Genomic DNA, 25,676 nt, shown 5'->3' on the forward strand with positions numbered 1-25,676 from the left:
TCGATGCACGCGTTTTTAAGTGGTGGGACGAGCCATTGTGGCGAGGGAGCTTGCTCCCGCTGGAGGGCGAAGCACTCCCCTGCGTTTTTCGGACAGACCGTCATTGTGCGACTGCTGCGCAGTCGAGCGGGAGCAAGCTCCCTCGCCACAGGAGCTTCGTTGGGTCAAAAAGTGATGAATGACCCGGTAAACCGGGTCAGGCCAGCAAGTCCTGCAACGTCGCCAGACTGTCCGCCTCATCCACCGTTTTATCCTGGCGCCAGCGCAACATTCGCGGAAAGCGCACGGCAATGCCGCTCTTGTGCCGGCGCGACAGGGCGATGCCTTCGAAACCCAGCTCGAACACCAGGCTCGGTTTGACACTGCTGACCGGGCCGAATTTTTCCACGGTGGTCTTGCGCACGATGCTGTCGACCTGGCGCATCTCCTCGTCAGTCAGCCCCGAATAGGCCTTGGCGAACGGCACCAGCGCCCGTTGGCTGGACTCAGGCGGGCCATCCCACACCGCAAAGGTGTAATCGCTGTACAGACTGGCGCGCCGGCCATGCCCACGTTGGGCGTAGATCAACACCGCGTCGACGCTGAACGGATCGACCTTCCACTTCCACCACACGCCCATGTCCTTGGTCCGGCCGACGCCATACAGCGCATCGCGGGCCTTGAGCATCATGCCTTCGACCCCCAGGCGCCGTGAGGCCTCACGCTGCCGGGCCAGATCGAACCAGTCGCTGCCGGTCAGAATCGGCGAGGCCAGTAACACCGGGTTGTTACCCTGAGCGATGACTTGCTCCAGTTGCGCACGCCGTTCTGCCTGCGGACGGTTGCGCCAGTCTTCGCCCTGCCACTCCAGCAAATCGTAGGCAAGCACCACCACCGGCACTTCTTCGAGGATTTTCTTGTCGAGAGTTTTGCGGCCGATGCGTTGCTGCAGCAGGGCGAAAGGTTGCACCGCCGGTGGGGCGGTCGATTGCGGATCGAAGGCGTCTTCGGTGGTCGGATGGGTACTTTTCCAGACTACAATTTCGCCGTCGATCACCGTGCCGTCGGGTAACGCGTGGATCAATGTATCGAACTCGGGGAAACGCTCGGTCACCAGTTCTTCACCCCGCGACCAGACCCACAGCCGACCCTCGCGCTTGACCACCTGCGCACGGATGCCATCCCATTTCCATTCCACCTGCCAGTTGCTCGCCGGCCCCAGCAGCGCTTCAAATTCCTCCACCGGTTGTGACAAGCCATGGGCGAGGAAGAACGGGTAGGGCTGGCCGCCACGTTGCGCGTGTTCGTCGGCGGATTCCGGCGCGATCAGTTTCAGGTAGCTGGCAGCGTTCGGCCGGTTCGACAGGTCGGTGTACCCCACCAGGCGCTGCGCCACGCGTTTGCTGTCGAGGCCGGCCATCGACGCCAGAGCGCGGGTGACCAGCAGTTTCGACACGCCGACGCGGAAGCTGCCGGTGATCAACTTGATGCACAGCATCAGGCTCGGCCGATCCAGTTGCGCCCACAGTGCGGGCAATTGGCGGGCGAGGTATTCCGGGGTTTCGCCGCGCAGTGGCAGCAGCTTGTCTTCGATCCATTCGGCAAGACCGGCTTCAGAGCTGCGCAGGTTTTCCGGCAGCACCAACGAAATGGTTTCCGCCAGGTCGCCGACGGACTGATAACTTTCCTCGAACAGCCATGGTTGCAGCCCCGAGACGTCCACCGCCAGTTCGCGCAGGATGCGCACCGGTACCAATTGCCGTGGGCGTCCACCGGACAAAAAGTACACCGCCCATGCCGCGTCTTGCGGTGCAGCCTGGGCGAAGTAGGTTTGCATCGCCGCCAGTTTGGCGTTGCTCGATGTGGTGGCGTCGAGTTCGGCGTACAGCTCGGCGAAGGCTTTCATGCTTGCACCTCGGCGATAACCGGCTCGGCGCCAATGTTTTCCTCTTCGTCGTCGCCGTATTCGGTGTTGAAACCCTGCGCATCCAGGCCTTGTTCACGCAGATGCCGAACCAGCACACCGATTGAACCGTGGGTGACCATCACCCGTTCGGCGCCAGTCTGTTCGATGGCCCAAAGCAGGCCGGGCCAGTCGGCGTGATCCGACAGCACGAAACCGCGATCCACGCCGCGCCGCCGGCGGGTGCCGCGCAGGCGCATCCAGCCGCTGGCGAAGGCGTCGCTGTAATCACCGAACCGGCGCATCCAGGTGCTGCCGCCCGCCGAGGGCGGGGCGATTACCAGCGCCTGGCGCATGAGCGGGTCGGACTTTTTCACATCGCCGGCGTAGATCGTCGGTGGCAGGTATATCCCGGCCTCGCGGTAGACCCGGTTCAGCGGCTCGACCGCACCGTGACTGAGGATCGGGCCGAGGCTGGCGTCGATGCCATGCAGAATCCGCTGAGCCTTGCCGAACGAGTAACAGAACAACACGCTGGCCTTGCCCGCAGCGATGTTCGCCTGCCACCACTGGTTGACCTCACTGAACACCTGCGCCTGCGGCTGCCAGCGGTAGATCGGCAGGCCGAAGGTCGATTCGGTGATGAAGGTGTGGCAGCGCACCGGTTCGAACGGCGCGCAGGTGCCGTCGGGTTCGATCTTGTAGTCGCCCGACGCGACCCAGACTTCACCGCCGTATTCCAGACGCACCTGGGCCGAACCCAGCACATGCCCGGCGGGATGGAAACTCAAGGTCACACCGTGGTGGGTCAGCCGCTGGCCGTAGGCGAGGGTTTGCAGGTTGATGTCCTGACCCAGACGCGCACGCAAAATCCCTTCGCTGGCGCTGCTGGCCAGATAATGCTGATTGCCGGTACGCGCGTGATCGCCGTGGGCATGGGTGATCACCGAGCGCTCGACCGGGCGCCAGGGGTCAATATAGAAGTCCCCGGCAGGGCAGTACAAACCTTCGGGGCGGGCGATAACAAGGTCCATGTCGTTACCAGAATGGAGGGCTTGTTAGCTATGAGGTTGGCGCGAGTCTGGAAGTTCTATCGATTATTTTCGAGTCGCTACAAAACCAATGTGGGAGCGGGCTTGCTCGCGAAGGCGGTGCGTCAGCACGAGATGTGTGGACTGACACAACGCCTTCGCGAGCAAGCCCGCTCCCACAGGGAGATTGCGTTTATTTTCCCGGTGTGAGGGTCAAACGCGTCTTGCCGTAAACCCGGTCAAAGTTCTGCGGTTGCATTGGCAGACCGATGTACTGACCCTTGAGCCACGCATCGATGCCGTTGAGGTAATTCGGGCTGGCCGGGTTGCCGGACTGGCCGGTGCCGTTCTGGCCCATCAGTGGCTCGCTCTGGCTGAAATCGACGATGAAACGCATCGACGGCGCCCGCGTGGTGTTGAAGTCCTGACCCCAGGCAAACGCTGCGGTATTGAGCGTGGTGTGATCGCCGCCGGCAGCCAGCGGGCCGCGAACGGTCTGGCCGTTGGCGTTTTTCCACGTGTAGCTGTGCAGTTTGCCCCACTGCCAGGCCTTGCGATCGCCGCCCAACTGACTGTCGCCAGCGCTGATCGCGGCGGCCAGACTGCGCGCCAGAATCTGCGCTTTGTCTTCTTTCTGCGGGGTACGCAGGTCATCCCAGAACGGGCTGTCTTCGCGCCCGAGCAGGTGATCAGCCTGTGCCGCGTAGGACAAGTCGCCATTGGCAACAAAGGCTTTCCACGCCGCGCTCGACTCTGGGCCGAGTTCGTCGAGGAACATCTGCTTCATGCTTTCTTGCAGGAACAGCTCATAAATCGCCGCATCCGCCGAGGTCGGGCTGAGCTTGCCGTCAAACGCCATCAATCGGGTGAAGGCCTCGCGCGCCTTGCTGCGATCGGCTTCCGGCAGGGCGTCGATTGCCTGTTTCAGCGGCTGCTTCATGCCCGGCGCTTCAAACATTTTCTTCAGCTTGGCGGCAAACGTCGTGGTCTGGTCGTACTGCATGGCGATCACGCTGCGACCGTCCTGTTTGCCGCTGCCGGCCAGTTCCGCCAAGCGCTCGCCGCGTTCTGGCGCTGCCCAAGAGTTGGACAACTGCATGCCGTAGCCGTGAGGAATGACCCGCTGGTTGGCAGTGCCGAGCCAGCCCTGGGCTGGATCCTGATCGTACGGGTGCAGCATCGGGTCGGCATAACCGTCCCAGTCGTAGCGACCTTCCCAGCCCGGCGATGGCAGCAGGCCTTCGCCTTCGCGCCGGTTGGGGAAACGTCCGGTGACCTGCCAGCCGATGTTGCTGGCGTCGGCGAATACCATGTTCAGGGCGATGGCGCGGATCTCGCGGCTGGCGTCTGACGCGCGTTCAACGTTCTGCGCGCGGGTCAGGTCAAAAAACGCGTCCAGCGATTTGTCATCGGTGAAGCTCGGGGTTTGCAGGGCCAGGCCAAAACCGTTGCCCTGCGCCGCCTGGGCACTGTTGAGCAGCGCACCGTGGCGGGTTTCGTATACCGCTTCGCGAATCGGTCGCTGGCCTTTGACGAAATAGGTTTCGTTGCGCACGCCCAGCGGCTGCCATTTGCCGTTAACCTCATAGGTCAGGCTGGTGCCCTGACGGCGGATTTTTTCCAGGAACAGGTCCTGGTTGTCGCCGAGCACGCTGGTGGCGCTCCACGCGACTTTGCCGTTGAAACCACCGAGCACCATCGGCAGACCCGCCACGGTGACACCCGCAGCCTGATATTTCGGCGCGCGAATCTGCACGAAGGTCCACAGCGACGGCGCGGCCAATGGCCCATGGCTGTCGCTGGCAAGAATGCTCTTGCCGCTGCGGCTGCGTTGCGGGGCGATGGCCCAGTTGTTCGAAGTGTGAGTGCCGAGCAGATTCCCCGCCAATTGCTGACTGGCGTTGCTCAGTTCGCTCAGGCCGGGGATCTGCCCGTTGAGCTTGAGGCCTTGCAGCTTGTCGGCCTCGGCCAATGGCAGATTTTCATCCGGTGCGGACGGGGTCAGCCAGGCGAGTTTGTCGCTGGTCACGGTTTGCGCCAGCACCAGCGAGGCAATCTCTTCCGGCAGGTTGGCCGACTGGCTGAAGTTCAACAGCGCGAACATCAGCGCCGAATCTTCCGGTTTCCAGTATTCCGGCTTGTAGCCGCTGGCGGCGAGGTCGCCCGGGAGTTTGTCGGCGTAGCGGAACAGGTAGGCGTTGACGCCCCGCGCATAGACTTCGAAGAACCGCTTGAGGCGTGGCGACGAGGCCTTGTACAGCTCGTCGGCGCTTTTCTTCAGGTTGACCGCGCGCATGTAGCGGTCGGCGTCGAGCATCGAGGCACCGGACATTTCCGCCAGACGACCCTGGGCCAGCAGGCGCAGGGTGACCATCTGGTTGATGCGGTCGCTGGCATGCACGTAACCGAGGGCGAACAGCGCGTCGTGGAAGCTGTTGCTTTCGATCAACGGCATGCCCATCGCATTGCGGCGTACCGACACGTTCTGCGCCAGGCCCTTGAGCGGTTGCACGCCGGAGGTGGGCGGGAGGGTGTCCTGCGCGTTCCAGGTCTGGCAACCGGACAGGCTCAAGACACCGGTCACTGCTGCGGCAACGCCGAACCGGGGAAGAAAATGTGTGAGGGCTGGCGAGGCCATGGCAAAGCTCCTGCGGGGTGTAGAGGCTGGGGGCGCAATAAAGCCGCTACGTTAGTGAGCGGGAGATGGCCGCGCAAGCGGGGCGAGCGGTTATTTCTGTATTTGTCTGACCAACAGCAAATCTGCAGAGATAACAGTGTTTTTGTGGCGAGGGAGCTTGCTCCCGCTCGGCTGCGCAGCAGTCGTTATCCAGACTGCGCATTTTTCTGATAGATCGCGGCGACCAGTTTGGGAGCGCTTCGCACTCCAGCGGGAGCAAGCTCCCTCGCCACAACAACGATCCTTCCAGATATCAGGATTTCGGCGGGTTGATCTTCTGCACCAAGACATACGCGTTCACCGTCGCCGGGCGATCCTTGATCGGGTTGAATCAGAGCTTGCTCACCCCGTGGCGGTGATGCTGAAGTGCGGGAAATTCACTGACCCTGCATGAGAAAAAAGCCATGGAGCTCAAGGCCAGCGCCGCACTGATCATCATCGACCAGCAACAAGGCATTCTGCAGCCGCGCCTGGGGCGGCGGAATAATCCGCAGGCTGAAGAGCGGATGCTCGATCTGCTGGGGCTTTGGCGCCGTAGTAATCGTCCGGTGATTCATGTGCAGCACCTGTCGCGTGAACCGGATTCGGTGTTCTGGCCCGGGCAGTCAGGGGTGGAATTTCAGCAGAGATTCATGCCGCAGGACGGCGAATGGCTGATCCAGAAACAGGTGCCGGATGCGTTTTGTGCCACGGAGCTTGAGGCACAGTTGCGTGAGGCAGGGATCGGGCAATTGATCATTGTTGGTGTAGCGACCCACAACTCGGTGGAATCCACAGCGCGCACGGCGGGCAATCTGGGGTTCGAGACGTGGGTGGCGGAGGACGCGTGTTTCACCTTCGACAAGGCCGATTATTTCGGCACACCGCGTTCAGCCGAAGAAGTGCACGGGATGTCCCTGGGGAATCTGCACGGGGAATATGCGACGGTGATCAGCGCTGCGCAGATTCTGGCGGCTGTCTGAACATTTCGGGGTGAATGTACCGGCCCTTTCGCGAGCAAGCCCGCTCCCACAGTGGATTGCGTTCCAGCTGGAGGAACGCGGTCAACTGTGGGAGCGGGCTTGCTCGCGAAGGCAATGTGTCAGGCGAAGAATATCTTCACCTGAAGCATCAAGCGCCGTGGCACTTCTTGAATTTCTTGCCGTTGCCGCATGGGCAAGGGTCGTTGCGGCCAACGTCTTTCAGGGCGTTGCGCACCGGTTCCTGGTGGGCATGGCCGCAGTTCGGGCCGTGGACATGGCCATGGTCGTGATCATGATGATGGTCATGATCGTGGTTGCAGTCAGGGCCATGGACATGAGGTTGCTGAGTCATCGGTTGTACTCCGGAATTAAATCGGCGGGGATTATCACGCCATTGCGCTCCAGGTGCACGTAGTGGGCGATGAATAAACCGGTTTCCATTTCGCCCTGCAACCGATAGGGAATCTGCTGTTTGGGGTTTTTCAGCATTTTCACCACGTCTTTTACCCGAGGCCACAGGTTGGTGCGGATCGGCACTTTGAAATATGCACTGCGTTTTGGCCCGACGGTGAACCAGTGCTCATGCTCGCCTTCGGCCAGCAACAGGTCCGCCAGATGAATCCGGTATTCCAGACCGCGCACGGTCAGGTCGCTGTCGTTGGGGTTGTCGATGCGAAAGTGCAGGATGAATTTCTGTTCAAGCAACTTGGCCCGCACTACCTCGACTTTTACCAGGTGCACGGCGGGGTCGACGCTGTCGTCGCTGAACCATGAGGCGCAACCGCCGAGGTTCAGGATCAGCAGCAGGGGAAGAATTTTGAGTGTGCGCCATAGTCCGAGCATGAGTTGACTCCCTTTGCTGGCAGTCTAGACGCTAAAAGATCGCAGCCTGCGGCAGCTCCTACAGTGAGTCGCGTCCCTGTAGGAGCTGCCGCAGGCTGCAATCTTTGGCTCTTATGCGCCGAAATACCCCGCACAGCACTTCTTGAACTTCTGCCCGCTGGCACACGGGCACGCGTCATTGCGCCCCAGCTTCAACTGCACGGTCGGGTCGATGAAGTACCAGCGCCCGGCGTTTTGCACGAACGAGGAGCGCTCGCGGTGGCTGTGTTCGCCCTGGCTGTCGTGCCAGCGTGCAGTGAAGGTGACGAAAGCGTGCTCGGGCTGGCCGCCGAACACTTCCGAGCTTTCGACTTCAAGACCGAGCCAGGTGCTTTGCGCGCTCCAGGCGCTGATCGACTGGCGATCCAGACCGGCTTGCTGGGCGGGCAGGGTGGTGGCCACCAGATAATCGATCAGCCCCAGCACGTAGGCGCTGTAGCGCGAACGCATCAGCGCTTCGGCGCAAGGCGCCGGGTGACCTTCGTGATAGTGACCGCAGCAGGCCTCCAGCAGATTGCCGCTGCCGCACGGGCAAATGGCTGTACTCATTGCATTACCACCAGTATTTGCCGAAGTTTTCCGGATTGGCCCAGAACCGCGAGTTGAGCCAGTCGGGGACTTGTTTGTAGTCAAGCAGATCATAGGTGAACAGGGTCAGTACCTGCTCGTCACGCTGAAAGCGTTCGCTGGCCTGCAGCGCCAGCGAATAGAAATCGGTTTCCTGCCAGCCGCTGGCCGGCAGATCCGCCAGCACCGCGATGCGACTGGCGTTGAGATTGCGGATTCCGCCCAGCAGATTCAGGCCGTCGCGCTTGGGCAAATGCTCCAGGCAATCGACCACCAGCGCCAGGTCGAAGCGCCGCGCCGCGAGTTCGGCGGGCAGCGCGCCAGGTGCGGCGTGGGCCACGCAGGTGTCCGGATGTGCCTGCTTGAAAGCGGCGAGCGCCGGAAATTCGCTGGCGCCGATCAGCAGCAGACGCGCCGGGGCATAGCGATCCAGTAAAGCAGCCAGCGCCTGTTGCGGCGTGCGCGAAGAAATGGCGACGTTCATCGAAGCTCCTCAATCAGATCGCCAAGACTAGCGCGCCAGACGGATCCGGCCTAGACCCCGATTTGTCGCGCCTGGCAAAAGTGCCAAATCCCTGTGAACACGCTCCCAAATGCCAGTGGCCTATTGCTGGCGGAGATTAAAACTCCGGTCTTTACTCCGTGAATCGGTTCTAAGCCGATCCCTCAGGAGAAAACCAGATGAGCATAGTTCGGACAGCATTACCTTTGATTCTGCTAACCAGTGTGTTGACTGGTTGCGCAGGTTTGCAGAAAACCGACTGGCCGACCTGTGCGGCGGTCGGTGGTGTAGTCGGTGCCGGTCTCGGTGCGACGGAAAGTTCGGCGTGGGCCGGCTACGGCGCCCTTTTGGTCGGCGGTACGGCAGCGGCCTATTGCTGGGTGCACGGTGATGGTGACGAAGACGGCGATGGTGTGCCGGACAGTCGCGACAAGTGCCCGGGCACGCCTAAAGGCGTACAGGTTGATGCTGACGGTTGCCCTCCACCAGCGCCTGCACCCGTGGTCGAAGAAGCTGTAGTGGTCAAGGAAGAAACCATTGTTATCCGTGATGTGCACTTCCAGTTCGACAAAGCCACCCTGACCGGCTCCGACAAACAGGTGCTGGATAAAGTTGCCACGCGCCTGAAACAAGAGTCCTCCACGGCGCAACTGACTGTGACCGGCCACACCGACAGCGTCGGCAGCGATGCCTACAACAAAAAACTGTCGGATCGTCGTGCGCACTCGGTGGTGGATTACCTGATCCAGCAAGGTGTACCACGTGCCAGCTTCGTCTCGGTCTCGGGCATGGGTGAAAGCCAGCCAGTGGCGGATAACAAAACCGCAGACGGTCGCGCACAGAACCGTCGTACCGAAATCAAAATCGTCCGCTAGCCCCTCTCGCATCCGCGGCTTGTGCAGTCGCGGATGCGGGTCTTTACTCCTGTGTAACCGGTATGGGCCGGTGACACAGGAGCTTTCACAATGACTGTTTTCTCAAGGTCCGTCTTGCCGGTGCTGCTGCTGGGCAGCCTGCTCACCGGTTGCGCCACTCATAGCGATGGCGATGCCCCCCTCAATCAACGTACGTGGCCGATCTGCAGCCTGATCGGCGGGCTGGTCGGTGGCGGTCTTGGCGCCATTGAAAGTGGCGGCTGGGCCGGCGGCGGTGCGGCGCTGGGGATTCTGACTGGCGGGCTGATCTGTTATGCCCAGGATGGCGATGAAGACGGCGATGGCGTATTCGACCGCCGCGACCGTTGCCCGGACACCCCGGAAAATACTCCGGTCGATCACCGCGGCTGTCCGCTGCCGCAATATCCGGTCACTGCGAAAGCCCCCGAGCCTGCGCCGCAATCGGAAGTCATCACCCTCAGCGATGCCGGCAACGTGTTGTTCGATTTCGACAAATCGGACCTGACCCCGGCCGCCAAAGCGCAGCTCGATACGCTGATGGACAAGTTGCGCAACGCCGACGTGGTCAGCATCAAGGTCATCGGCCATACCGACAGCAAAGGTTCGGATGCCTATAACCAGGCGCTGTCGGAGCGGCGTGCCAGCAGTGTCGCGGCGTATCTGCTGAGTCAGGGCCTGGCACCGAACAAACTGACCAGTGAAGGGCGCGGCGAGAGCGAGCCGGTGGCTGACAATGCGACCGAAGAGGGACGGGCGCAAAACCGTCGGGTGGAGTTGCATATCAATCGCTAGGACGCGTCTGTAGTCCGCAGACTAGAGCTGCCGGTCGCCGATTTTCGGCGATCCGGCAGCGATCCGACGACTGACAAAAGTTTTTTCTTTTGCGCCTCTGGCTTATCCCCCGCGTAAGCCGTTACTGTGCGCCCAAAGAATAATTCCGAGACGGGGGAGCGTATGAAGTTTTTCTGGGGGCTGGGGCGTTTGCTGACCCTGCTGTTCTGGTGCGTGGTGGTGGTCAATCTGCTGGTGCCGTTTGTGCATCCGCTGCATTTGCTGGTCAATCTGGCCGGCGGCTTGTTGCTCGCGCTGCACGTGCTGGAGTTGCTGTTCTCGCGCCTCAAGGGGCGTACCAACCCGTGGCGTGACCGTCTGCGCATCCTGCTGTTTGGCATTTTTCACCTGCAAACCATCCCGGCCCCGGCCGCTCCGGAGGCTTCTTCCCATGCGTAAACTTTGCCTGCTCGCTGCATTCATCAGTCCCCTGGCCTGCGCCCAGGTGGTCAGCGTCGAAACCAATTCCCTGATGCGTTTGCCCAACACCGCCAGCATCTTGCAGCTGGAACGGCTGGACGTGGCGGACTACGGCACTTTGCTGATTCCTTCCAACGTGACCGAGCTGACCGTCGGCGAATTGCGCCTGGGCCATGAAGCACGCATCGCGATTGTTCCGAGCGAACAAGCGCTGGACATGAAGGTCATTCGTGCCGAACTGTCCGAAGGCAGCCTGATTACCGCACGTGGTGCGCCGGGCACTTATGAAAAAGCCGCCCGTGCCGGGCGCAATCTGAATTTGCAGTTCAAGGCCTTGAACGCACCAAAACTGTTTGTGGATGCCCGTGGCGGTACCGGCGCGCCGGGTTTTGTCGGCCTGGATGGCGGCAACGGTGAAGATCCGGGCTGCACCTGGGGTGCGGCCGGTCACGGTTTTGATGGCAGCAATGGCAGCGACGGCCAGCCCGGTGCACCGGGGGCGCTGGTGCGTCTCGAAGTACCGCGCGAGTTCCCGGCCGAGCTGATCAAGGTCAACGTCGCTGGCGGCGCAGGAGGCCCGGCAGGTGTTGGCGGCAAGGCGGGCAAGGGCGGCCAGTCCAAGGGCTGCCTGGTGTATCGCGCCGATGGCGGCAAGAACGGCAAGGCCGGGGCGGATGGTCAGCCGGGGCCTGCGGGTGCGGCGGGGGCAGTGACCGTACAGCGCCTCTGAATAACAGCACTGTTCACAATTGTGGTGAGGGGATAAATCCCCTCACCACAAATTGTGCTTGTAGTGCTTGCCGTCCGCGGGTCAGAACATCGGCCGAGCCGCCGCAATCGCCACCAGCACCAACCCGACAATCAGGTTGATCCCCACCACTCGGCGAATCCGCCCCAATACCGCCGCACCCGCCGGCCAGTCCTTGGCTTCCACCGCTTTACGCAATTCCGGCAGCATCAAGCCCTGAATCCGGATAAACAGCGCCGTCATCACCACGTACAGCCCGATCATCACCTGCACGTACTTCGGCGCGGTCTCGAACCCGACCTGCTGCAAGTGCAACATGCCCACGCCGCTGATCGGCAACAGGATCACCGCGACCCAGACCCAACGAAAAAAACCTTGAAACACTTCCACCCACAAGGTCAGGCGAGCGGGGCCGTCGAGAGCCTTGACCGCCGCCGGGCGCAGGACCATCCAGGCGAAAAACATGCCGCCGACCCAGACCAGGGCTGACAGGACATGCAGCGGATAAACGAGGCTAAAAGGTGTCATTGGGGTACTCCGTTCTGCGCGGGATCGATTCGCGGGGTATGATAGCCGCCGAACCGAACCACTGAAAATTTATCCAGCGTTTTTGCGCCCGACACTCAATGATCAGCACTGAACTCAAAACCACGATCCAGGGCGCCTATTCGCGTTTTCTTGAAGCCAAGAGCCTCAAGCCGCGTTACGGCCAGCGCCTGATGATCGCTGAAATCGCCAAAGTCCTCGGGGATATCGACACCGACGACGAAGGCCGGCGCAGTGGCGACCCCGCGATTGTCGCGGTGGAAGCCGGCACCGGTACCGGCAAGACCGTGGCCTACAGCCTGGCGGCGATCCCGACGGCGAAGCTGGCCGGCAAGCGCCTGGTGATCGCCACCGCGACCGTGGCCCTGCAAGAGCAGATCGTCTACAAGGATTTGCCTGACCTGATGCGCAACAGCGGGCTGAACTTCAGCTTCGCGCTGGCCAAGGGCCGTGGTCGCTACATGTGCCTGTCCAAACTCGACATGCTGCTGCAGGAAGGCCACGCGCAAACCGCCACCGCCCAGCTGTTCGAAGAAGAAGGCTTCAAGATCGAGGTCGACGAGGCCAGTCAGAAGCTGTTCACCAGCATGATCGAGAAGCTCGCCGGCAATAAGTGGGACGGCGATCGCGACAGTTGGCCCAACGCGCTGGAAGACGCCGACTGGGCGCGCCTGACCACCGATCACAGCCAATGCACCAACCGCCATTGCCCGAACTTCGGCCAGTGCGCCTTCTACAAGGCGCGCGAAGGCATGGGCAAGGTCGACGTGATCGTCACCAACCACGACATGGTGCTGGCTGACCTCGCGCTCGGCGGCGGTGCGGTATTGCCGGATCCGCGCGACACCATTTACGTGTTCGACGAAGGCCATCACCTGCCGGACAAGGCCATCGGCCACTTCGCCCACTACACGCGCCTGCGTTCCACCGCCGACTGGCTGGAAACCACCGCGAAGAACCTCACCAAACTGTTGGCCCAGCATCCGTTGCCGGGGGATCTCGGCAAGCTGATCGAGCAAGTGCCCGAGCTGGCGCGCGAGATCAAAACACAGCAGCAGTTCATGTTCACCGCGTGCGAGCAGATTGCCGATTTCAAACCCGGCGAAGACGTCGAAGGCCGCGAGCGGCCTCGCCATCGTTTCGTCGGCGGGGTGATTCCCGAGCACATGCGCGAAATGGGCATCGAGCTGAAAAAGGGCTACTCGCGGCTCAACGATCTGTTCACCCGCCTGACCGATCTGCTCAAGGAAGGCATGGACGGCGAGGTCAACATCGGCATCGCCAGTAATCAGGCCGAGGAGTGGTATCCGCTGTTCGGCAGCCTGTTGTCGCGGGCGTCGGGCAACTGGGAGTTGTGGACTGCATTCACCGCCGAAGACCCGGAGGACAGCCCGCCGATGGCCCGCTGGCTGACGCTGGCCGAAAGCGGTTCGCTGTTCGACATCGAGGTCAACGCCAGCCCGATTCTTGCCGCCGAAACCCTGCGTCGCAGCCTGTGGAACGTGGCCTACGGCTGTCTGGTGACGTCGGCAACGCTGACCGCGCTGGGCACTTTCGACCGTTTCCGCATGCGCGCCGGCCTGCCGAAAAAAGCCGTCACCGCTGTGGTGCCGAGCCCGTTCCATCACGCCGACGCCGGTGTGCTGCGGGTCCCGGACCTGAAGGCCGACCCGCGTGACGCCGCCGCTCACACCGCGGCGATCATCCGCGAGTTGCCGGATCTGGTCGAAGGCTCACGGGGCACGCTGGTGCTGTTTTCTTCGCGCAAACAGATGCAGGACGTGTTCGACGGCCTCGACCGCGACTGGCGCAAGCAAGTGTTCATTCAAGGCAACCTGTCGAAACAGGAAACCCTGAACAAGCACAAGGCGCGGGTCGATGGTGGCGATTCCAGCGTGCTGTTCGGCCTCGCCAGTTTCGCCGAAGGCGTGGACTTGCCGGGTGCCTATTGCGAGCACGTGGTTATCGCCAAAATCCCGTTCTCGGTGCCGGACGATCCGGTCGAGGCGGCGCTGTCGGAGTGGATCGAGGCCCGTGGCGGCAATCCGTTCATGGAAATCTCGGTGCCCGACGCCTCGCTGAAACTGGTGCAGGCCTGCGGCCGTCTGCTGCGTACCGAAGAAGACCGCGGCACCATCACCTTGCTCGATCGGCGCCTGGTCACCCAGCGCTACGGCAAGGCGATCCTCAATGCGTTGCCGCCATTCCGTCGTGAAATATCCTGAGACAACGGTGGGCAGTTTTGCCCGCCGCGCTGTCTATCTCTCTGCCATGCTTTTCCATTGGCCTTAGTTGGTCGTTAGGGAGAACTCCGTTCTTATGATTCGCCGTTCGTTGCCTGCCGTATTCGCCTTGATTTTTGCTGCCCCGTTACTGGCGGCGCCTGCGGGTCAGCAGACCCTGTTCAACTTCGTCCGTCCTGCCGACGTGGTGAAAGTCTTCACCGAAAACACTGACCTGCCCCAAGCCAACGCCGAGCAAACCCCCGAAGGTGAAGTGCTGCGCCGGGTGACGTTCAACCCGGTGGCTCGCCCGACCCTGCGCCTGACCCCGCAGACCGGCGCCTGGGACTGGTCGCAGTCGGGCATGATGAGCCTGCGTCTGCAGAGCGCAATGAACTGGGCCGTGACGGTCTACGTGCAAATCCAGAGCAACAACGGCCAGACGCTGACCAGCCGCGTCGACCTGCCGGCCGGCCCGGCGCAAACCCTCTTGGTGCCATTGGTGGCAACCTCGCCGCTGAGCCAGGGCATGAAGGCCGGGCCGCCGATGCCGATGACTGTCGACGGCCAGCGGATTCTGCTGGCCAGCAGCAGCGGTGAACTGGATCGCAGCCAGGTGGTGTCGGTGAGCCTGTGGATGGATCAGCCGAAAGCCGCGCAGAGCCTGCTGCTCGAACGTTTCGGCGTGCAGGACGGCGATGCTGTAACCCAGGCTGTCTACGGCAATCTGGTGGATGCCTACGGTCAATCGACCCGCAGCAAATGGCCGGAAAAGATTAGCAACGACGAACAACTGAAATCTGCCGCCGCCAAGGAACAGCAAAAGCTGAAAACCTGGCTGGCCGAGCGCGAAAAGTCCTCGCTGGACAAGTTCGGTGGCTGGAACAAAGGCCCGGCGTTCAAGGCCAGCGGCTTTTTCCGCACCGAAAAACGCGACGGTCGCTGGTATCTGGTGACCCCTGAAGGACATCCGTTCTATTCGCTGGGGGTCAACACCGTCAGCCCGCAGGTCAATCAGACCTATGTCGCCGGACGTGAGTGGATGTTCGAATCCCTGCCCAAGCCTGACGAACCACTTGCCAGTCATTTTGGCGAAGGCGATAACCGTGGCGGCAACGGCGCGGATCAGGGCCGCGGCTATGGCAACGGGCGCTGGTACGACTTCTATGGCGCCAACCTGCAACGGGTTTATGGCGAGCCCTGCAAACCGGACAGCGATACCAAGGCCGGAATCGCTGAAGCGGCCAAGGCTGGGGCGGTTGAAGAAACCGCAGTAAAAGCTGCCGAGCCTGCGCCAAAGTCAAACGAGGCGAAGGCCGGTGTCGCCGCAGCGGCGAAAACAGACGCCGTAGCGACGACTGCTGAAAAGGCTGCCGATCAACCCGTCGCTGTGCCGTGCAAAGCCACGGTCGACGAGCAGAAGTGGGCCACGCACACCCTCGATCGCCTGCAGGCCTGGGGTTTCAACACCGTCGGCAACTGGAGTGCCGACTCGCTCGCCGACGCCGAACGGGTGCCGTACACCCTGCCGCTGTCGATTGTCGGCGACTACACCAGCATCAGCACCGGCAGCGACTGGTGGGGCGGCATGCCCGACCCGTTTGACCCGCGTTTCGCCATGGCCACCGAGCGTGCCGTGGCCATTGCCGCCCGCGATCATCGTGATGATCCGTGGCTGATCGGCTACTACGCCGACAATGAACTGGCCTGGGCCGGCCCCGGCGACGATCCGCAGTCGCGCTACGCGCTGGCCTATGGCACGTTGAAAATGACCACCGACGTGCCGGCCAAACGCGCATTCCTCAAGCAGTTGCGCGACAAGTACCGCAACCAGGCGGGCCTGTCGAAAGCCTGGGGCATTGATCTGCCGGCGTGGGAGTTGATGGAAGACCCGGGTTTCGTGCCGCCGATGCCGAATCCGGAGCACCCGGAAATCGAAAATGACTTCAAATACTTCCAGAAGGTATTTGCCGACACCTACTTCAAGACCATCTCCGATTCGCTGAAATGGCACGCACCGAATCAGTTGCTGCTCGGTGGCCGTTTCGCCACCAGCACCCCGGAAGCCGTGGCGTCCTGCGCACAGTATTGCGACGTGTTGAGTTTCAATATGTACACGCTGAAACCGCAGGACGGCTATGACTTCGCCGCCCTGCGCGCTCTCGACAAGCCGGTGCTGATCACCGAATTCAACTTCGGCTCCAGTGATCGCGGCCCGTTCTGGGGAGGCGTGACGCAACTGGCGCGGGAAGAGGATCGTGGCCCGGCGTATGCCAGTTTCCTCAAACAGGCATTGAGTGAACCGTCGATTGTCGGCGTGCACTGGTTCCAGTATCTGGACCAACCGGCGACCGGGCGTCTGCTCGATGGCGAGAACGGGCACTTCGGTCTGGTGGGGATTACCGATCTGCCGTATCAGGGCTTTGTCGAGGCGGTGCGCAAGAGTAATTTGCAGGCAGTTGATCAGTTGGGCAAAGAGGCTGAAAAGGCCGCGGCCGCTGTCGGTCATGAAGCGGAGGGCGGGCGCAAGGGTGAGGCTGGAAAAGGCCCTGGGGCCGGGCATGCGGGTGGGCATTCGGGCAATGGTCATTAAGGTTCAGACCGCGTCATCGTTCTTCGCGAGCAAGCTCGCTCCCACACTGGATCTCTGCCACACCAAAGAATCTCTGTGGGAGCGGGCTTGCTCGCGAAGGCGTCAGCCGCCTCACTACAGCATTCAACCGTCCGGCCCGCAGCTGTTCCCAAATCCCTCAAGGGCTGGAACAATGCGGGCCACTTTGTAGAGCGTTTTCGCGGGGGAGTTGCGGGTGCAGATTCAGGGACATTACGAGCTTCAATTCGAAGCAGTGCGCGAGGCGTTCGCGGCACTTTTCGACGATCCCCAGGAACGCGGCGCAGCCCTGTGCATCAAGGTCGGCGGAGAAACCGTCCTCGACCTCTGGTCCGGTACTGCCGACAAGGACGGCACCGAGGCCTGGCATAGCGACACCATCGCCAACCTGTTTTCCTGCACCAAGACCTTCACCGCAGTCACTGCGTTGCAACTGGTGGCCGAAGGCAAACTGCAACTGGATGCACCGGTTGCCCGCTACTGGCCGGAGTTTGCCGCCGCTGGCAAAGAAACCGTCACCCTGCGTCAACTGCTCTGCCATCAGGCCGGTCTGCCGGCCCTGCGCGAGTTGCTGGCGCCCGCCGCCCTCTACGAATGGCAAACCATGGTCGACGCCCTCGCGGCCGAAGCCCCGTGGTGGACGCCGGGCACCGGCCACGGCTATGCCGCCATCACTTATGGCTGGCTGGTCGGGGAGTTGCTGCGTCGCGCTGACGGTCGCGGGCCGGGCGAGTCGATCGTCGCCCGTGTCGCCAGGCCGCTGGGGCTGGATTTCCACGTCGGCCTGGCTGACGAAGAGTTCCACCGCGTGGCGCACATCGCTCGCGGCAAGGGCAACGTCGGCGATGCCGCGGCCCAGCGCCTGTTGCAAGTGACCATGCGCGAACCGACCGCCATGACCACCCGCGCCTTCACCAATCCGCCGTCGGTGCTCACCAGTACCAACAAACCGGAATGGCGGCGCATGCAGCAACCGGCCGCCAATGGTCATGGCAATGCGCGCAGTCTGGCCGGTTTCTATGCCGGTTTGCTCGATGGCAGCCTGCTCGAAAGCGAAATGCTCGAAGAGCTGACTCGCGAACACAGCTACGGCGACGACAAGACCCTGCTGACCCGCACCCGTTTCGGCCTGGGCTGCATGCTTGACCAGCCGGACATGGCGAACGCCACCTATGGCCTCGGCCCGCGCGCGTTCGGTCATCCGGGGGCGGGCGGTTCGGTGGGTTTTGCTGATCCTGAGCACGATGTGGCGTTCGGTTTTGTGACAAATACCCTTGGGCCGTACGTCTTGATGGATCCGCGCGCACAGCAACTGGCGCGGGTACTTGCCACTTGTCTGTAAAGCGTTACATGAGGTTCCAGGGTTGGAACCAGATCCGGTTTTTCGATTCAAAGTGTCTGTTTATCCGGGCGAAAGTGCTCTGATTTTTCATTACTTCATTTTGTGGATTTTCAATGTCAGCTAAAACGACTCTCGCCCTGGCCCTGTGTGTTGCGATCACCGGTTGTGCACAGACTCCAAAAAATGATGCGGACGGCGGCAGCTGGTGGCCGTTCGGGTCTTCCGACAAAGTGGCGGCCAACGAGCCGGCACCGGCGCCTGTGAAACCAGCCGCCAGCGCACCAGTGGCTAAAACCGAGAGCAGCAGCCCTTGGTACTGGCCGTTCGGATCCGATGATGCAGCAGCCAAGGCCGACATGAAGGCCGAAGTCGCCCCTGAAGCGAAAAAACCGGTGACGGTTGCCAAGGCTGAAGCCGACAAGGGCGGCAAATGGTGGTGGCCGTTCGGTGGCAAGGATCAGGACACCGCCAAGGTGGTGCCAATGCCGGACCCTAAAGTCACCCAGGCCTGGCTCGACGATTATGAGCCGCGCCTGCGTACCGCGATTCAGGACAGCAACCTGCAACTCGAACGCCGTGACAACGTGCTGGTCGTGACCGCACCGGTGGAAGGCTCGTTCAACCCGGATCGTCCGGCCATGCTGCTGCCAGTGACCCTGGGCCCGTTCACCCGCGTGGCAAAAATCCTCGAAGCTGACCCGAAAACCGCCGTACTGGTACTCGGTCACAGCGACTCCAGTGGCGCCGCGCCGGCCAACGTCAAATTGAGTCAGGAGCGTGCACAAGCCATTGCGGCGATTTTCCGTCTCAGCGGTTTGCAGCGTGATCGTCTGATGCTGCGCGGCATGGGTTCTGAAGCACCGCGTGCCGCCAACGACAGCGTTGAAGGTCGTGCCCTGAACCGTCGCGTGGAAATGCTGGTGACTCCACAGAACACCATGGTTGCGCTGCTGAGCAAATACAACATGCCGGCGCCGAAGCCTGTGACAATGGTTGCCGCGCAGGACGTCAAGCCTGTGGCCAAACCGGTCACCCCAGCGCCTGCTGCGAAGAAAGCCGCGGTACCTGCGACCAAAAAAGCGCCGGTCAAGAAAGCTGCCGCCAAGGCTCCGGTGAAGAAGGCCGCGACCAAGGCACCGGCCAAGGCGCCTGCGAAGAAAACCGCGCCAGCCAAAGCCGCCGCGACCGACAAGAAAGTCGCGGCTGCCGATGCCACCAAGAAGTGATCCGCTAACGAAAAGGAATGCGCCATGACCCAGGCTCTGGCAGATATGCGTCGTGATTACACCCGGGACGGGCTCACCGAGGCGCAAGCCCCGGCCGAGCCGTTTGCGCTGTTCCACCAGTGGTTTGCCGACGCGGTGAAAACCGAACAGGCGCCAGTGGAAGCCAACGCCATGACCCTGGCCACGGTGGATGCGGACGGGCGGCCGCATTGCCGCATTCTGCTGCTCAAGGGCCTGGACGCGCAGGGCTTCACCTTTTTCACCAACTACGACAGCGCCAAGGGCCAGCAACTGGCGGCCAACCCGTTTGCCGCCATGACCTTCTTCTGGCCGACCCTGGAACGGCAGGTGCGCATCGAAGGGCGGGTGGTGAAGGTCACGCCGCAAGAGTCCGACGCGTATTATCAGGTGCGACCGCTGGGCAGCCGGCTCGGGGCCTGGGCGTCACCGCAGAGCCGGGTGATCAACGGGCGTGGCGAGCTGGAAGATCTGCTCAAGGCCACCGAGCAGCGATTCAGCGATACCCAGCCCGACTGTCCGGAACATTGGGGTGGTTACCGCCTGCTGCCCGAGCGCGTCGAGTTCTGGCAGGGCCGTCCGAGCCGTCTGCATGATCGCCTGAACTATCGTCAGCAGGACGCCCACTGGATTCTTGAACGTCTGGCGCCCTGAGCAGTCTACCGAGCGAGATAGCCTGCCGCTGCGGTCTCAAGCCACTTCGGCGCTTGATCTTTTGCGCGCGGGCATCGGCCAGTCGTTCCAGCATGAAGGCGCGTTTGCCTTCATCCTTGCCCGCCAGGGACAGCGCCAGGTCACGATCCATCCAGCGTCTGATCCGCACGTACAGCCACCCGTGGAAGTACAGACCGGTAGCGGTGGTGATGAAAATGATCAGGTAATCCATGGAAATCCTTGGGTTTGGCGCGGCAGGTTGGGCGATTTGGCGCTACTGTAGGGTGGGCTGCCGGAGCCTGTACCGGGCCTGAATAAAATCAAGTTTATCCGGGCTGCGTCGTGACAGGCGTCAAGCAGCGGGGTTTAATGAACACAAGTTCTTTTGGAGTTGATGCTATGCGTAAGTCTGTTCTGCTGGTTGCTTCCTTTTCCACGATGGCGATGTTGCTGACCGGCTGCCAGTCGAGCCTGACCGGTGACTCCTACTCCCGTGACGAAGCGCGTCGTGTGCAGACGATTCGCATGGGCACCATCGAATCCCTGCGTCCGGTGAAAATCGAAGGCACCAAAACCCCAATCGGCGGCGCTGCTGGCGCAGTGGTCGGCGGTGTCGGCGGCAGCGCCATCGGTGGCGGCAAGGGCAGCATCGTCGCGGCGGTCATCGGCGCCGTGGCCGGCGGCCTGATCGGTTCGGCCACCGAAGAAGGCCTGACCCGCACCCAGGGCGTGGAAATCACCGTGCGCGAAGACGACGGCAGCATGCGCGCCTACGTGCAACAGGTTCAGGAAAACGAAGTGTTCCGTGTCGGTGAGCGCGTGCGCATCTCCACCGTCGGTGGCACCAGCCGCGTTTCGCACTAAGCGGGAACGAGCGGTAAAGAAAAACCCCGATCAGGTGACTGGTCGGGGTTTTTTATGATCCTGGGTGCCGGTTACCAGACGTCGCAGTAGTCAAACGAAATTTGATAGTCGTGAGTCGTTAGGGAAATTTTATTTTGAAAGTAAGGTTGAAGGACAGGTTTCCAACTTTCGAGTACGTTGAAGCCGCCATTATTAATGTTGTTTTCTACCGGTATACCCAAGGCATTCAAAACGGTTTCATCGTCGCCTAAATCCTCGGAATATTCTTCGCCCTCGCATAGATGGGTTTGCTTGTCGTACCACTCCAGCCTTAGTTTTAATCCCATCATCACCCTCACAAGTATTTTTTTCTGATGCTTCTTTCATCTTTCGGGCCCTCTCGTCGCTCTCCTGTAAAAGGGTCAAAAGCGCCTAGGTGAGCTCCGTCACTTGCACGGTAAACTTCCAACTCGCCGTGCATCGAGTCCCACTCATAAATTCTCCTGCCTTTGGCATCCTTCCATCGTTCCCGAAGTCCGCCACCTCCTTGTACGGGATTCATTTTCTGTGCCTTTTTCAGGCCGGGAAACGCGGTAATTTCCTCTGCTTTCGGAGGTTTATGATAGCTGTGTCCCGCTGGTGGTAAGCCTTTGCGCGAGGAGTTGACCACGATGTATAGAGGCCGAACCCCCGAATCCGCCGGAAACACCAGAATGAAATCCCGATACTCCGGCGGATAAACCGGATTCACCAAAATCCCGTCCGCCGCTTTCGTCGGCGGATAAACCCAGATGTGCGGTGCCTGCGGGGCGGCTTCCAAAGCGGGAATGCCGAGAACGTCCGAGCCATCCACCGCAGGCGTCCAGATCAGTTCGATGCCTTCACCCAGGTCGGCGACGAACCGGTTGCCGCGCGCGGTGAACTGCACGACATCGACCATTTCCCAGTCGCGATTCCTGCCGGTGTAGAAGCCGTAGCCCTTGAGGCTGCCGTCGGCCAGTTGTTCGACGCGCAGGCGAACGCGGGTGCGGGCCTGTTTGAGGCTGCGCAGTTGCTCGTCGCTATAGAGTGCGCTGTCGCCAAGGCTGGAAGGCATGAGCAGCGCCACCAGTCCTGCCAGGGTGGCGGTAGCCGTCCCGGCGGCGATCGCGGGTAGCGCCTCGAACGCGGCGCCGGCCAAGGCGAAACTGCCCAGTCCGGCGGGGATTGCGGTGGCGCCGATTTTCTTCAGGGCAACGCCGCCGGTTCCATCGCTTTCGCGAGCGCCAAGCAGGATCAGCTCGCCGTAATCCTTGAGGCTGTCGGTCGGCACCATCCCCGAAGGATTCGCGTAGTCGATGATCGCGTCCGGCAATTTGCAGGACTTGGCGAATACGCAGCCGGCCCTCACCGGATCAGGCTTTTGGGCCGCTATCTCGCGGCTGCGCTCGAAGGCCTCCTGCCGCGCCAGCATGGCGTCGTAAGCGTTTTGTCGGGCTTCGCGCTCGGCCAGTTCAGTGGCCGTCATGTAGCGCCAGGTGACGTGATGACCGTCGCCCGCCGGCGGGTTGGGGACCCGGGGAATGTCCTTGTTGCGAGCCACTGAGCGTCCTTTCGTTCATCCATCGACAGGCCCCCGAAAGGGCTGTGCGACGTTAACGAAGCGGACAATTGCTGGCTGTAGGACGGGTCTTTGATTAAGTGCGGATTGTTCGCTATTTGTCAGGCAGGGGGGCGGGCTGGCCGCTTTAGCGCAAAGAACGGCGGGACAGGTTCTTCACAGTTAATGCGAAAGCCTGATGCCCATTTGCACAGAATCTGGCAGTTGGCGGATGAATTGAGCCTCAGCTGTATCTGTGAGGCCAGCAGGTTTTTTCCTATGCTTGAGAGCTGAGCCTGTGACGAGGCAACTTCTGCCCGAATCAACGAGAGCATGACCATGAGCGACAACCGACAGTGGGCCCGCGAAGCCATCCGCATTATCGAGGCGGACTTCCAGCGCAGCGCCGACACCCATCTGATCCCTTTGCCGCTGCCAGGTTTTTCAGGCATCGAGTTGTATTTCAAGGACGAGTCGAGCCATCCCACCGGCAGCCTCAAACATCGTCTGGCACGTTCGCTGTTCCTGTATGCGTTGTGTAACGGCTGGCTCAAACCCGGCGCACCGGTGATCGAGGCGTCCAGCGGTTCGACGGCGATTTCCGAGGCGTATTTCGCGCGCATGCTCGGTTTGCCGTTCATTGCGGTGATGCCGGCGACCACCTCGAAAGAGAAGATCGCGCAGATCGCCTTCTACGGTGGTCAGAGCCATCTGGTGAAGGATCCGACGCAGATTTACGCCGAATCCGAACGTCTGGCCCGCGAGCATGGCGGCCACTTCATTAACCAGTTCACCTACGCCGAGCGGGCCACCGACTGGCGGGCGAACAACAACATCGCCGAGTCGATCTTCCAGCAGATGCGTTTCGAGAAACATCCGGAACCGAGCTGGCTGATTTCCAGCCCCGGCACCGGCGGCACCACCGCGACCCTCGGCCGCTACGTGCGTTATCGCCAGCATTGCACCCGGGTGTTGTGCGCCGACGCCGAGCGCTCGGTGTTCTTCGATTACTACCAGAGCGGTGACGCCAGTCTGCGTCTGGACTGCGGTTCACGGATCGAAGGCATTGGCCGGCCCCGGGTCGAGGCGTCGTTCCTGCCCAAGGTGATCGATGCGATGGTCAAGGTGCCGGACGCCTTGTCGCTGGCGGCCATGCATTATCTGGCGCAGCGTCTGGGACGGCATGTCGGCGGGTCGAGCGGCACCAACCTGATCGGCGCACTGATGGCGGCGCAGCAGATGAAAGCGGCGGGGGAGTCGGGGTCGATCGTGGCGATTCTGTGCGATGGCGGCGAGCGCTATGCCGACACCTATTACGATCAGGCCTGGCTGAAGGCGCAGGGCTATGAGCTGGAGGGATTGATTGCAGCGGTGGCGGCGAGTGCCGAGAAAGGTGAGCCGTTGCCGACTTCAGTCCTGCGCGCCAATATCTGAAGTAACACAGAAACCAATGTGGGAGCGGGCTTGCTCGCGAATGCGGTGGGTCAGTCAACATTGTCGTCGACTGACCCACCGCATTCGCGAGCAAGCCCGCTCCCACAGGAGGTTGGTGTTACTTCAAAACAGATGTATCAGGCTTCCAGACCGAGAATATCGCGCGCCACGGCCTCGGCAATCCGAATCCCGTCCACACCCGCCGACAGAATCCCGCCCGCATAACCGGCGCCTTCACCGGCCGGGAACAGGCCTTTGACGTTCAGGCTCTGCAGCGATTCGTTACGCGTGATGCGCAGCGGCGACGAGGTGCGGGTTTCGATGCCGGTCAACACCGCATCGTGCAGCGAGTAACCGCGAATCTGCTTTTCGAACGCCGGCAACGCTTCACGAATCGCTTCGATGGCAAAGTCCGGCAGCGCCAAGGCCAGGTCGCCCAGGGCCACGCCCGGTTTGTACGACGGCTCGACTTCGCCCAGTTCGGTCGACGGGGTGCCGTTGATGAAGTCGCCGACCAGTTGCGCCGGGGCTTTGTAGTCGCTGCCGCCGAGGATGAACGCGTGGGATTCCAGACGCTCCTGCAACTCGATACCGGCCAGCGGTCCGCCCGGGTAATCGACTTCCGGGGTGATGCCGACGACGATCCCGGAGTTGGCGTTGCGCTCGTTGCGCGAGTACTGGCTCATGCCGTTGGTGACCACGCGGTTCGGCTCGGAAGTGGCCGCGACCACGGTGCCGCCCGGGCACATGCAGAAGCTATAGACCGAACGACCGTTCTTGGCGTGGTGCACCAGTTTGTAGTCGGCAGCCCCCAGCTTCGGGTGGCCGGCGTACTTGCCCAGCCGCGCGCGGTCGATCAGCGATTGCGGGTGTTCGATGCGGAAGCCCACCGAGAACGGCTTGGCCTCCATGAACACGCCACGGCTGTGGAGCATGCGGAAGGTGTCACGGGCACTGTGGCCGAGGGCCAGAACCACGTGTTTCGAATGCAGGGTTTCGCCGCTCGCCAGTTCGACGCCGACCAGTTGGCCGTCTTCGATCAGCACGTCGGTGACGCGCTCCTGGAAGCGTACTTCGCCGCCCAGCGCGCGGATCTCTTCACGCATGGTCTCGACCATGCCGGTCAGACGGAACGTACCGATGTGCGGTTTGCTGACGTAGAGGATTTCTTCCGGCGCGCCGGCCTTGACGAATTCGTGCAGGACTTTGCGGCCAAGGAACTTCGGATCCTTGATCTGGCTGTACAGCTTGCCGTCGGAGAACGTGCCCGCGCCGCCTTCGCCGAACTGCACGTTGGACTCGGGGTTGAGCACGCTTTTGCGCCATAGGCCCCAGGTGTCCTTGGTGCGCTGGCGGACTTCAGTGCCGCGCTCCAGGATGATCGGCTTGAAGCCCATCTGCGCCAGCAGCAGGCCGGCGAAAATTCCGCACGGGCCGAAACCGACCACGATCGGGCGCTGGCTCACGTCGCTCGGCGCCTGACCGACGAATTTGTAGCTGACATCCGGCGCCACGTTGACGTTACGGTCGTCGGCGAACTTGCCCAGCACCTTGGCCTCGTCGCGTACGGTGAGGTCGATGGTGTAGATGAAGCACAGTTCGGAGGACTTTTTGCGCGCGTCGTAGCTGCGCTTGAACAAGGTGAAATCGAGCAGGTCATCGCTGGCGATGCCCAGGCGCTGCACGATGGCCGCGCGCAGGTCTTCTTCGGGATGGTCGATTGGCAGCTTGAGTTCGGTGATTCGTAACATGGCGAGGATCCGGATTCGCGGGGCGCACAACTGCGCCAGGGCGTTTGAAGGC

General features: G+C 61.8%; 23 protein-coding genes and 1 pseudogene. 12 read left to right on the top strand and 12 right to left on the bottom strand.

What is annotated here, in order from left to right; genetic code table 11:
* Window positions 1-196: 196 nt before the first annotated feature.
* The 3 genes from CKW11_RS17030 to CKW11_RS17040 form a co-directional block, all read right to left on the bottom strand.
* Window positions 197-1,885, bottom strand: a complete 1,689-nt coding sequence (locus CKW11_RS17030) for an ATP-dependent DNA ligase (protein WP_095138435.1) — start codon at window positions 1,883-1,885, stop codon at window positions 197-199.
* On the bottom strand, window positions 1,882-2,916 hold the full coding sequence (locus CKW11_RS17035; RefSeq protein WP_095138436.1) for a ligase-associated DNA damage response exonuclease: 1,035 nt from the start codon (window positions 2,914-2,916) through the stop codon (window positions 1,882-1,884). The genes CKW11_RS17030 and CKW11_RS17035 overlap by 4 nt, the downstream gene beginning before the upstream one ends.
* Before the next feature lie 190 nt (window positions 2,917-3,106).
* Window positions 3,107-5,551, bottom strand: a complete 2,445-nt coding sequence (locus tag CKW11_RS17040; protein ID WP_095138437.1) for a penicillin acylase family protein — start codon at window positions 5,549-5,551, stop codon at window positions 3,107-3,109.
* A gap of 443 nt (window positions 5,552-5,994) precedes the next feature.
* On the opposite strand from CKW11_RS17040, the gene CKW11_RS17045 reads away from it, so the two are divergent.
* Entirely contained in the window at window positions 5,995-6,552 is a 558-nt protein-coding gene (locus CKW11_RS17045) for a cysteine hydrolase family protein (protein WP_095138438.1), read from the top strand.
* Window positions 6,553-6,700: 148 nt separating this feature from the next.
* Here the strand turns inward: CKW11_RS17045 and CKW11_RS17050 are convergent, their stop codons facing one another.
* From CKW11_RS17050 to CKW11_RS17065, 4 genes are all read right to left on the bottom strand, one after another.
* A complete protein-coding gene (locus CKW11_RS17050) occupies window positions 6,701-6,904 on the bottom strand; it encodes an SEC-C metal-binding domain-containing protein (protein ID WP_003198420.1) in 204 nt (67 codons plus the stop codon).
* Window positions 6,901-7,395 (bottom strand): LEA type 2 family protein, encoded by a 495-nt coding sequence (locus CKW11_RS17055; RefSeq protein ID WP_095138439.1) that lies wholly within the window; start codon window positions 7,393-7,395, stop codon window positions 6,901-6,903. Before CKW11_RS17055 ends, CKW11_RS17050 begins: the two co-directional genes overlap by 4 nt.
* Before the next feature lie 111 nt (window positions 7,396-7,506).
* Entirely contained in the window at window positions 7,507-7,983 is a 477-nt protein-coding gene (locus tag CKW11_RS17060) for a YchJ family protein (protein ID WP_027614356.1), read from the bottom strand.
* A 4-nt stretch (window positions 7,984-7,987) separates the two neighbouring features.
* Window positions 7,988-8,485, bottom strand: coding sequence for a DUF6231 family protein (locus CKW11_RS17065; protein ID WP_095138440.1), 498 nt, complete (start codon window positions 8,483-8,485; stop codon window positions 7,988-7,990).
* A gap of 197 nt (window positions 8,486-8,682) precedes the next feature.
* Here CKW11_RS17065 and CKW11_RS17070 point away from each other — a divergent pair, with 197 nt between their 5' ends.
* The 4 genes from CKW11_RS17070 (at window position 8,683) to CKW11_RS17085 (ending at window position 11,380) form a co-directional block, all read left to right on the top strand.
* Window positions 8,683-9,378 (top strand): OmpA family protein, encoded by a 696-nt coding sequence (locus CKW11_RS17070; protein ID WP_095138441.1) that lies wholly within the window; start codon window positions 8,683-8,685, stop codon window positions 9,376-9,378.
* A 90-nt stretch (window positions 9,379-9,468) separates the two neighbouring features.
* Complete coding sequence (locus CKW11_RS17075; RefSeq protein WP_095138442.1) at window positions 9,469-10,191, top strand: OmpA family protein; 723 nt, start codon at window positions 9,469-9,471, stop codon at window positions 10,189-10,191.
* Between the two features lie 162 nt (window positions 10,192-10,353).
* Window positions 10,354-10,629: a DUF1145 domain-containing protein gene (locus CKW11_RS17080; RefSeq protein ID WP_095138443.1), complete on the top strand. Its 276-nt coding sequence runs from the start codon at window positions 10,354-10,356 to the stop codon at window positions 10,627-10,629.
* Window positions 10,622-11,380 (top strand): hypothetical protein, encoded by a 759-nt coding sequence (locus CKW11_RS17085; RefSeq protein WP_095138444.1) that lies wholly within the window; start codon window positions 10,622-10,624, stop codon window positions 11,378-11,380. The genes CKW11_RS17080 and CKW11_RS17085 overlap by 8 nt, the downstream gene beginning before the upstream one ends.
* Before the next feature lie 81 nt (window positions 11,381-11,461).
* Here the strand turns inward: CKW11_RS17085 and CKW11_RS17090 are convergent, their stop codons facing one another.
* Window positions 11,462-11,926, bottom strand: coding sequence for a DUF2269 family protein (locus CKW11_RS17090; RefSeq protein WP_095138445.1), 465 nt, complete (start codon window positions 11,924-11,926; stop codon window positions 11,462-11,464).
* 98 nt (window positions 11,927-12,024) lie between these two features.
* Between CKW11_RS17090 and dinG the strand changes: the two genes are divergently transcribed.
* The 5 genes from dinG (at window position 12,025) to pdxH (ending at window position 20,017) form a co-directional block, all read left to right on the top strand.
* Window positions 12,025-14,169, top strand: a complete 2,145-nt coding sequence (gene dinG, locus CKW11_RS17095) for an ATP-dependent DNA helicase DinG (protein WP_003222341.1) — start codon at window positions 12,025-12,027, stop codon at window positions 14,167-14,169.
* 94 nt (window positions 14,170-14,263) lie between these two features.
* The gene (locus CKW11_RS17100) at window positions 14,264-16,759 is read left to right on the top strand and encodes a beta-galactosidase (protein ID WP_095138446.1); all 2,496 of its coding nucleotides are present in this window, start codon (window positions 14,264-14,266) and stop codon (window positions 16,757-16,759) included.
* A 214-nt stretch (window positions 16,760-16,973) separates the two neighbouring features.
* Window positions 16,974-18,119 (top strand): serine hydrolase domain-containing protein, encoded by a 1,146-nt coding sequence (locus CKW11_RS17105; protein WP_095138447.1) that lies wholly within the window; start codon window positions 16,974-16,976, stop codon window positions 18,117-18,119.
* A gap of 113 nt (window positions 18,120-18,232) precedes the next feature.
* Window positions 18,233-19,345: an OmpA family protein gene (locus CKW11_RS17110; RefSeq protein ID WP_095138448.1), complete on the top strand. Its 1,113-nt coding sequence runs from the start codon at window positions 18,233-18,235 to the stop codon at window positions 19,343-19,345.
* 24 nt (window positions 19,346-19,369) lie between these two features.
* Window positions 19,370-20,017, top strand: coding sequence for a pyridoxamine 5'-phosphate oxidase (gene pdxH, locus CKW11_RS17115; RefSeq protein WP_095138449.1), 648 nt, complete (start codon window positions 19,370-19,372; stop codon window positions 20,015-20,017).
* 5 nt (window positions 20,018-20,022) lie between these two features.
* Here pdxH and CKW11_RS17120 read toward each other — a convergent pair.
* Window positions 20,023-20,249, bottom strand: a pseudogene (locus tag CKW11_RS17120) (hypothetical protein).
* A gap of 167 nt (window positions 20,250-20,416) precedes the next feature.
* On the opposite strand from CKW11_RS17120, the gene CKW11_RS17125 reads away from it, so the two are divergent.
* On the top strand, window positions 20,417-20,881 hold the full coding sequence (locus CKW11_RS17125; protein ID WP_007969461.1) for a glycine zipper 2TM domain-containing protein: 465 nt from the start codon (window positions 20,417-20,419) through the stop codon (window positions 20,879-20,881).
* A gap of 71 nt (window positions 20,882-20,952) precedes the next feature.
* On the opposite strand, the gene CKW11_RS17130 is transcribed toward CKW11_RS17125, so the two are convergent.
* Window positions 20,953-21,210, bottom strand: coding sequence for a colicin E3-like toxin immunity protein (locus CKW11_RS17130; RefSeq protein ID WP_371917879.1), 258 nt, complete (start codon window positions 21,208-21,210; stop codon window positions 20,953-20,955).
* 5 nt (window positions 21,211-21,215) lie between these two features.
* A complete protein-coding gene (locus tag CKW11_RS17135; protein ID WP_095138450.1) occupies window positions 21,216-22,442 on the bottom strand; it encodes an S-type pyocin domain-containing protein in 1,227 nt (408 codons plus the stop codon).
* Between the two features lie 336 nt (window positions 22,443-22,778).
* Here CKW11_RS17135 and CKW11_RS17140 point away from each other — a divergent pair, with 336 nt between their 5' ends.
* A complete protein-coding gene (locus tag CKW11_RS17140; protein ID WP_095138451.1) occupies window positions 22,779-23,873 on the top strand; it encodes a PLP-dependent cysteine synthase family protein in 1,095 nt (364 codons plus the stop codon).
* A 137-nt stretch (window positions 23,874-24,010) separates the two neighbouring features.
* On the opposite strand, the gene CKW11_RS17145 is transcribed toward CKW11_RS17140, so the two are convergent.
* Complete coding sequence (locus CKW11_RS17145) at window positions 24,011-25,624, bottom strand: NAD(P)/FAD-dependent oxidoreductase (RefSeq protein ID WP_095138452.1); 1,614 nt, start codon at window positions 25,622-25,624, stop codon at window positions 24,011-24,013.
* Window positions 25,625-25,676 lie beyond the last annotated feature (52 nt).

The organism is Pseudomonas sp. Irchel s3a10, assembly GCF_900187525.1.
Classification (GTDB): Bacteria; Pseudomonadota; Gammaproteobacteria; order Pseudomonadales; family Pseudomonadaceae; genus Aquipseudomonas; species Aquipseudomonas koreensis_G.

Bases quoted from the DNA above. Each gene is read 5' to 3' on its own strand.
- CKW11_RS17055 (WP_095138439.1), bottom strand. From the start codon at position 7,395: ATGCTCGGACTATGGCGCACACTCAAAATTCTTCCCCTGCTGCTGATC.
- CKW11_RS17100 (WP_095138446.1), top strand. From the start codon at position 14,264: ATGATTCGCCGTTCGTTGCCTGCCGTATTCGCCTTGATTTTTGCTGCC.
- CKW11_RS17060 (WP_027614356.1), bottom strand. From the start codon at position 7,983: ATGAGTACAGCCATTTGCCCGTGCGGCAGCGGCAATCTGCTGGAGGCC.
- CKW11_RS17085 (WP_095138444.1), top strand. From the start codon at position 10,622: ATGCGTAAACTTTGCCTGCTCGCTGCATTCATCAGTCCCCTGGCCTGC.
- CKW11_RS17030 (WP_095138435.1), bottom strand. From the start codon at position 1,885: ATGAAAGCCTTCGCCGAGCTGTACGCCGAACTCGACGCCACCACATCG.
- CKW11_RS17065 (WP_095138440.1), bottom strand. From the start codon at position 8,485: ATGAACGTCGCCATTTCTTCGCGCACGCCGCAACAGGCGCTGGCTGCT.
- dinG (WP_003222341.1), top strand. From the start codon at position 12,025: ATGATCAGCACTGAACTCAAAACCACGATCCAGGGCGCCTATTCGCGT.
- CKW11_RS17035 (WP_095138436.1), bottom strand. From the start codon at position 2,916: ATGGACCTTGTTATCGCCCGCCCCGAAGGTTTGTACTGCCCTGCCGGG.
- CKW11_RS17045 (WP_095138438.1), top strand. From the start codon at position 5,995: ATGGAGCTCAAGGCCAGCGCCGCACTGATCATCATCGACCAGCAACAA.
- CKW11_RS17050 (WP_003198420.1), bottom strand. From the start codon at position 6,904: ATGACTCAGCAACCTCATGTCCATGGCCCTGACTGCAACCACGATCAT.
- pdxH (WP_095138449.1), top strand. From the start codon at position 19,370: ATGACCCAGGCTCTGGCAGATATGCGTCGTGATTACACCCGGGACGGG.
- CKW11_RS17130 (WP_371917879.1), bottom strand. From the start codon at position 21,210: ATGATGGGATTAAAACTAAGGCTGGAGTGGTACGACAAGCAAACCCAT.
- CKW11_RS17110 (WP_095138448.1), top strand. From the start codon at position 18,233: ATGTCAGCTAAAACGACTCTCGCCCTGGCCCTGTGTGTTGCGATCACC.
- CKW11_RS17040 (WP_095138437.1), bottom strand. From the start codon at position 5,551: ATGGCCTCGCCAGCCCTCACACATTTTCTTCCCCGGTTCGGCGTTGCC.
- CKW11_RS17075 (WP_095138442.1), top strand. From the start codon at position 9,469: ATGACTGTTTTCTCAAGGTCCGTCTTGCCGGTGCTGCTGCTGGGCAGC.
- CKW11_RS17125 (WP_007969461.1), top strand. From the start codon at position 20,417: ATGCGTAAGTCTGTTCTGCTGGTTGCTTCCTTTTCCACGATGGCGATG.
- CKW11_RS17070 (WP_095138441.1), top strand. From the start codon at position 8,683: ATGAGCATAGTTCGGACAGCATTACCTTTGATTCTGCTAACCAGTGTG.
- CKW11_RS17090 (WP_095138445.1), bottom strand. From the start codon at position 11,926: ATGACACCTTTTAGCCTCGTTTATCCGCTGCATGTCCTGTCAGCCCTG.
- CKW11_RS17145 (WP_095138452.1), bottom strand. From the start codon at position 25,624: ATGTTACGAATCACCGAACTCAAGCTGCCAATCGACCATCCCGAAGAA.
- CKW11_RS17140 (WP_095138451.1), top strand. From the start codon at position 22,779: ATGAGCGACAACCGACAGTGGGCCCGCGAAGCCATCCGCATTATCGAG.
- CKW11_RS17080 (WP_095138443.1), top strand. From the start codon at position 10,354: ATGAAGTTTTTCTGGGGGCTGGGGCGTTTGCTGACCCTGCTGTTCTGG.